The following is a 7,310-nucleotide window of genomic DNA, read 5'->3' on the forward strand; positions in this document are numbered from 1 at the left end:
TGCAACAGAAAGCAGGTACAGGTAATGCTGTAGTGAAACCAGGTAAACTCTATGCGGTGAAATTTCAAGTATATCGGCATTTAAGGGTTTCTCGCCCGTTGTCGAAGGGTAGAAAGATGGAGCACGCAAGCAATTGCGTGCCTAGATAAATGATAAGGCTCCGATTTATCGGGGACAGAATCCGGCTTACAGGTCTGCTTTTTTTATTTTAAATTCCAAACCAATATTTCGAACACTGTCGATGCTTATTCGAGAATCGTCTTTGAAATATTTGCGTATTTTACTGATGTAGACATCCATACTTCTGCCTGAAAAAAAATCGTCATTGCCCCAAATCTTTTTTAATATTTGCTCTCGTTTTATCATTTGATTTTTATGATAATAAAAAAAATGAATTAGGCTTGCTTCTTTTTCAGTAAGTTGTTGTGTTTTTGAATTATTTTTTAGACATAATCTTTTAGTATCAAACAGATAGTTCCCAATTTGTAATTCATCAATTACAGTTGAATATTGATTTTGTTTACTCCTTTTTAAAATATTGTTTAGTCGTAAAACTAGTTCATCAGCTTCAAAAGGTTTTACAATATAATCATCGGCACCTAATTTTAAACCAATGATTTTGTCTTCCTTAAGTTTTCTTGCTGTTAGAAAGATAAAAGGAATTTCGGGATTGATTTTGATGATTTTTTCTGCAAGGGTAAATCCGTCCATTTTCGGCATCATAACATCAAAAACGCAAATATCAAAGTGCTCAGTTTGAAAAATAGATAATGCTTCTTCACCATTTTCTGTCCAAGAGATTTCAAATTGGTGCAGTTCTAGATAATGTTTTAGAATGCCTGCAAAATCAGCGTCGTCTTCGGCTAAAAGTATTTTTTTCAACTGGAAAGTATTAAACTTTAAATATAATTGTAAATTCCGAACCTTTACCTAAATCACTTATAACATCAATTTTCCCTTGATGTGCTTTGATAATTTGCTTTACATAGAAAAGTCCCAAACCCAATCCTTTTGTATTATGCAGATTGCCCTGTTCAACTCTATAAAATTTATCAAATAACAATGAATGTTTATTTTTTGAAATTCCGATTCCATCATCTTTAATACTGATATTGAATTGGTTTTTGATTAATTCCGTTTTGATTATGATCGTGTTACTTCCATATTTCACACCGTTTTCGAGCACATTTAAAATAGCTGTAGTCAAATGAAATTTATCCAAAACCAAAGATGTTTCATTCGTGTTAAAATGAGTTTCGATAGCCACTTTTGGAAATGCTACCTTAAAATCGGCAACAATGGCTTTTAAAAATGATTCTGCTTCAATTTTTTCTTTTTGCAGTTCAATTTCATTTTCGCCCAGTGAATTGGCCATCACCTGATCAATTAAATTTTGCAAACGATGATTTTGACGGGAAATAGTATTTAAAACACTGTTGAATTGCTCTTCATTGTTACGGATATCTTTTCGTTGCAATATTTTTGCAGAAATTCCTAAAGTGGTTAATGGTGTTTTGAGTTCGTGAGTGATATTATTAATGAAATCAGTTTTTACATCACTTACTTTCTTTTGTTTTATTAATGCTTTGATGGCAATTACAAATAGAGTTACCAGTGTTAGAATTGAAAGTAGCGATAATAATAAAACCATTTTCATTCTTTCGAAAATGATCATTTCCCAATCGATTACAGAAACGTACAAAGAATCTTCAGTAAGCAATTTATAATCCTGCATTTGGACAGAACCATTTGTTGTGCTTACATAATTTCGAACTAAAAAAGCATTATTCAAAGACTTAAGATTACCATAGATTTTATTCTGTATAAGAGGCTTTTCGGAAAAAACAGTATCGCGTTTTTTATGGCTGTTATAAATGACAAACTTGTTTAAAACAATAGCAAAATCAATTACAATATTTGGGAAATCTCTTTTAAATCGGAGCTGTAGTTTTCGGGTAAATGCGTCATTGGATTCATCAAGAATTATGGTTTTTTTAATAGCTGTCTTTGACTTTTTATCGAAAACATAATTTTGTGCCAATAGCTTATAAAGTCTTTCCTTTTTATTCACGTAAGCCGAATCAATATCGCTGTAATCATTTGTTATTTTGGCAATGTCTTCCTTAATTTCCGAGTGAAATTGAGCCACTTTATAATCATAAGCTGTTTTCACTAAGTAGCATTGCACAACCGATAAAGTAATCAGAGCAACGATTGAAAAGGCGATTAATAAATTGATTCTTTGCTTCATTCCATAAAAATTGAATTCAAAAATAATTCTTTTATTATTCAAATTGGTCATTAACTCCGCATTAACCTTCGATTAACTTACAAAGCAAGTATTTTGATTCATTTTTGCAGTGTTTCAAAACCACAAAAGCACTATTTTAATGAAAAATAATTTAAGAATTCAGAATGCAAAAATTATAATCTGTCTTATTCTTTCAGGCTTTGGTTATGGACAAAACACTACAGCAAATGATAGTATTTCTAATAAACTAAACGAAGTCGTAGTTATAAAAGAAAAGAAAATGTTTACTACCAAAAATGGAAATATCAAATTGGATGTGGCCAATTCAATTTTGAATGCAGTTCCCAATCCAATAGATTTACTTTCAAAATTGCCCAATATTACTATCAGTGCTGACAAAGAAAACATTACGGTTATAGGAAAGGGAAACCCATTAATATACATCGATAATCAAAAAGTAGTAATGAATGATTTGAATGCCTTGTCTGTAGATGACATTAAAACCATCGAAATTATCAATAATCCATCATCAAAATATGAAGCTGAAGGAAGAGCAGTAATTTTGATTACCCGAAAGTTTAGCAAAAAGGAAGGTTCACAAACAACTTTATCCGAAGTAACTTCGTTTAAGAAAGAATTCAATAATTATCTTGGAATAAATTCAAGTTTCAAAAAGAATAAATTCGAATGGAAAGCCAATTTTAATTTCAATAAACTAAAGCCTTGGGAAAGCCATAGTATTGAATACCAAATTCCGGATGCAGATATAATTTCGAATTATGATGTTGCCACCGCAAATACGAAAAGGAAGCAGTTTATTCTTGGTGGAGGCCTGTTTTATAAAATCAAAGAAGACGATTATTTTTCAATTAATATCAATAGTAAACTGCAAAGCGAACCTTTTGATATAAACACCACAACTTACAACAAGAATGGAGATATAGAAAACAATGTTGTAACACATAGTGATAATGAGAGCCAGAAGAATTTTATTAACTCTTTTGTTAATTATGCAAAGAAAATAAAATCCATTGACACGCAATTATTTACGGGTTTTCAATATTCAAATTTTGATCAGGATTCAAAGTCGTTAGCTCAGAATAATTTTAATGAAACTCAATTTGAAAAGGCACAAAACAGCAAGCAAAAATTTAATGTAGCTGTTTTTTCGGGCAGAGTAGATTTTGAAAAGAAATTTAAAAATGAAATGAAATTAGAATCTGGCGGACTTTATTTGTCTGCAAAAGCAAAAACAGATTTTGAAATCTTAAATTATGAGACCAATAATACAATCAGCTCGATTTATAATTTTAAAGAGAAAAACTACGCTGGGTATACCCAATTATCAGGAAACTTGAAAAAAATCGGCTATTCAGTTGGTTTAAGAGTTGAAAGCACCAATATTAATGGAGAATTAAAGAATGATAATGCACCATCAATCAACAAGAATTACATTGATTTTTTTCCGAAAGCGCAACTTGACATCCCAATTGACAGTACCAAATCAATAACTGTAAATTATTCCAAAAGTATTTCGAGACCCAATTATTCATCGACAAATCAGGGAGCGACTTACATTAATCCATACTATTTGTATTCGAGAAATATCAATTTAAATCCAACCATTAACAATCAAATTTCATCTAGTTTTCAATATCACGATAAATCAGTAAAACTAACTTATTATCAGAATACAGATCCGGTGTATAGCAGTTTTGTATTTGATAATCAGAATAATATACTCACTTTTAAAGAAATTAATTTCGAAGAAGAAAGAGGTTTTAATTTAGAATTTTCCTTGCCTTTTACTTATAAAATATGGACTTCTACTAACAGCCTAAGCTGTATAATGAATAAAATACAAGATGATTCTGCCGAATTTATCGCATCAAAACCTTATTTATATTATTATTCCAACAATGAATTTAAACTGTCAAAAGGGTATACTTTTTCATTGGCAGCCTATGGTTTAACAGATCAAAAAGAAGGGGTTTTTGAAAGAAAAGCTTGGTTTATTATGAATTTAGGAGTTTCAAAAACATTTTTCACAAATTGGAATTTTACTTTAAATTATAATGACATTTTTAAGAATACGATTTACGAAGAAAGTTTTACAATAAACAAAATTAGTTCAACAGCAAAATATTTGGTTGATGCGCAGGAATTTTCAATAGCCGTTAAATATTCTTTTGGCAAAATAAAACCGACTGAGTTTAAGGAAAAAAATATTGATGAAAACTTAAATAGGATTAGATAATTTTAAATAAAATAAAGCCCTTGTATTAATTGGAAGGGCTCTCTAAAGACATTTTTATTTATATGCTATTATTCCTCTTCAGAATCCGAAAACAACTCTTCATCATCCGTTTCTTCGTCAGTTAATTTTCCAATTTCAAAGAAACTAAAAATAGAACCGCCATAACTTTTCTTGAATGAAAAGTGGATTAAATGGTCGAGTTTGGTGTATTTAGAATGTTCGATAATCATCATTCCATCTTCTTGAAGTGCTTCTTTTTCGAAAACGGTTAAGACTACTTTTTCAAATGTTTTTTGGTCCAAACCATAAGGAGGATCGGCAAAAACAATGTCGTAAGTGGCTTTGTTTCTTTCCAAAAACGTAAAAACATCGCTTTTGGTGGCTGCAATGTTAAAATCGTATTCGGCGGCGACTTGCTTGATGAATTTCACGCAACCAAAATCGGCATCGACTGAGGTAATTGGCGTGCTACCACGAGAGGCAAATTCGAAACTGATATTACCAGTTCCTGCGAATAAATCCAAAACTTTCAAGCCTTCAAAACTAAAATGGTTGTTCAAAACATTGAATAATGCTTCTTTAGACATATCGGTTGTGGGGCGAACGGGAAGTCCTTTGGGTGGAAAAATGCGTCTTCCTTTATATTTACCTGAAATGATTCTCACGATTGGAATAAAATAAAATGTTTTTGGTTTTGGGCAGTTGAAAAGGAATTATTTTTCTGCAAATTCGATACGTCAAACAAGGACACATTTCGAATGTATTTGTAAGCCAATTGGTAAAAATCGTCTTCCTCGGCAATGGTTCCCAGTAGTTCCAATTTGAAATTCTCGGGATTCATATTCAATTGTTCGGCTGTGAAAAGCAAATAGTACAGAAAATCTTCGGGCGTTTGATAATCGAAAGAATTAAATAAATGTAATTTCTGGTTTTGGACGACAATAATCTCAAAATGTCCGGGATTGAAATTCACGATCATCTTTTTGTCGTCATTGTTTTTCGAAGCGTCCAAAAGTTTGGTCACCAAAATGCTATTGGCGTGTTTGTAATCGAAAGAACCAAATTGGTCAATAAAGAAATTATTGATGTTCACATACGGAATATAAACCGCATTCATTTGGTAATTCTGGATTTCGTCGAAAGCAAAAAAATCGGTATCGAAAACCTTGGTATTATATTGTAGATAACTGCCCAAGAAATTTTCGTCAAAAAGTGGTTCCGGAACATATGTCGAAAGATTGTTGTTGTGAATCACCATTATTTCATCATAGGAATCCTTTAATTCCGGGTTGTCCCTGAAAGCATCTGCAAACAATTCTTCGATTTTTGTGGCTTTGTGAAAGGTGTCAAAATGTACTTCATTCACGGAAAGTATCACGTTATTCAAAGTATCAAAAACACAAAACGAAAGCCCGGTCAAGGAAACCTGAAGCGAGAGTTTTTTGTATTTTTTATCGGTAATGGTAGTGTTAATGGACATAGTTGCAAACTTACAAATTTTTTTTATTCTAATACTATTTTATGTCTTTGCTTCAAATTTCATCCTTATATTTGAAGTTCATTTATATTAACCATCCTCGAATGAATTCCTCCTTGTTTTATAGCCTTTTACAGAAAAAATTCCCTTTTAAACCCACCTATAAACAGGATATTTTTTTCCAAAAAATCGCTATTTTCTTGACTGAAAATGATAACAACACGATTTTCGTCTTGAAAGGCTATGCAGGAACTGGAAAAACGACTGTGATTTCGACTATCGTCAATAATTTACTCGACATCAATAAAAAATATGTTTTGCTTGCGCCAACAGGTCGTGCGGCCAAGGTGATTGCCAATTATTCGAACAAGCCCGCTTTCACGATTCACAAGAAAATCTATTTCCCCAAGAAATCTTCGGGCGGCGGAGTTTCGTTTACTTTGCAACAAAACAAACACACCAACACGATTTTTATAGTCGATGAAGCTTCGATGATTTCAGATACGAATTCGGATTCCAAGTTGTATGAAAACGGTTCTTTGCTTGATGATTTGATTTCATACATTTATTCAGGAACAAATTGTAAGTTGATTCTTTTGGGAGACACGGCGCAATTACCTCCTGTGAATTTGGATATTAGTCCGGCATTGGACATTCAAACTTTAGGAATGAATTACAACAAAGAAGTTGAACACATCGAATTGGACGAAGTGATGCGTCAGGAAGAAAACTCCGGAATCTTGTACAATGCCACGGAACTTCGGGAATTGTTGAAGGATTCTTTCATTGATGAGTTCCAATTTGACCTTAAGAAATTCAAGGATATTGTCCGTTTGACCGATGGTTACGACATTCAGGATGCCATCAATTCGGCTTACAGCAATTACAGTATCGAAGACACCGCTTTTATTGTTCGGTCGAATAAAAGAGCCAATCAATATAATGAGCAAATCCGCTCCAAGATTTTAGATAAAGAAAACGAATTATCCACAGGAGATTTTTTGATGGTCGTGAAAAATAATTATTTCTGGCTAAAAGATTCTGACGAAGCCGGTTTTATTGCCAATGGCGATATTATAGAAGTCTTGGAAATTTTTAAAATTCAAGAATTATACAGTTTCAAATTTGCCAAAGTAAAAATACGAATGGTCGATTATCCAAACCAAAAACCATTCGAAACGGTTTTGTTATTGGACACGATAAAAAGCGAATCGCCGTCCTTGACTTACGAAGAATCGAATAGATTGTATCAGGAAGTTTTGAAAGACTACGAGGGCGAAACCAAGTTCAAGCAATTCCAAAAAGTAAAAGCCAATGAATATTTC

At 32.3% G+C, this 7,310-nt stretch carries 6 protein-coding genes; 2 read left to right on the forward strand and 4 right to left on the reverse strand.

What is annotated here, in order from left to right; translation table 11 throughout:
• Nucleotides 1–186 precede the first annotated feature (186 nt).
• Both PHC28_RS13105 and PHC28_RS13110 read right to left on the reverse strand, forming a co-directional pair.
• Nucleotides 187–882, reverse strand: coding sequence for a response regulator transcription factor (locus PHC28_RS13105; protein ID WP_300101315.1), 696 nt, complete (start codon nucleotides 880–882; stop codon nucleotides 187–189).
• Between the two features lie 10 nt (nucleotides 883–892).
• Nucleotides 893–2,251, reverse strand: coding sequence for a sensor histidine kinase KdpD (locus tag PHC28_RS13110; RefSeq protein ID WP_300101318.1), 1,359 nt, complete (start codon nucleotides 2,249–2,251; stop codon nucleotides 893–895).
• 139 nt (nucleotides 2,252–2,390) lie between these two features.
• Between PHC28_RS13110 and PHC28_RS13115 the strand changes: the two genes are divergently transcribed.
• Nucleotides 2,391–4,508 (forward strand): outer membrane beta-barrel family protein, encoded by a 2,118-nt coding sequence (locus tag PHC28_RS13115; RefSeq protein WP_300101321.1) that lies wholly within the window; start codon nucleotides 2,391–2,393, stop codon nucleotides 4,506–4,508.
• Between the two features lie 68 nt (nucleotides 4,509–4,576).
• Here PHC28_RS13115 and PHC28_RS13120 read toward each other — a convergent pair whose 3' ends face one another.
• Nucleotides 4,577–5,173 (reverse strand): RsmD family RNA methyltransferase, encoded by a 597-nt coding sequence (locus PHC28_RS13120; RefSeq protein ID WP_300101324.1) that lies wholly within the window; start codon nucleotides 5,171–5,173, stop codon nucleotides 4,577–4,579.
• Nucleotides 5,170–5,988: a DUF3822 family protein gene (locus PHC28_RS13125; protein WP_300101327.1), complete on the reverse strand. Its 819-nt coding sequence runs from the start codon at nucleotides 5,986–5,988 to the stop codon at nucleotides 5,170–5,172. The genes PHC28_RS13120 and PHC28_RS13125 overlap by 4 nt, the downstream gene beginning before the upstream one ends.
• A gap of 101 nt (nucleotides 5,989–6,089) precedes the next feature.
• On the opposite strand from PHC28_RS13125, the gene PHC28_RS13130 reads away from it, so the two are divergent.
• On the forward strand, nucleotides 6,090–7,310 hold a 1,221-nt coding region (locus tag PHC28_RS13130), incomplete at its 3' end, for an ATP-dependent RecD-like DNA helicase (protein ID WP_300101330.1).

Source organism: Flavobacterium sp., assembly GCF_028712645.1.
Taxonomy (GTDB): domain Bacteria; phylum Bacteroidota; class Bacteroidia; order Flavobacteriales; family Flavobacteriaceae; genus Flavobacterium.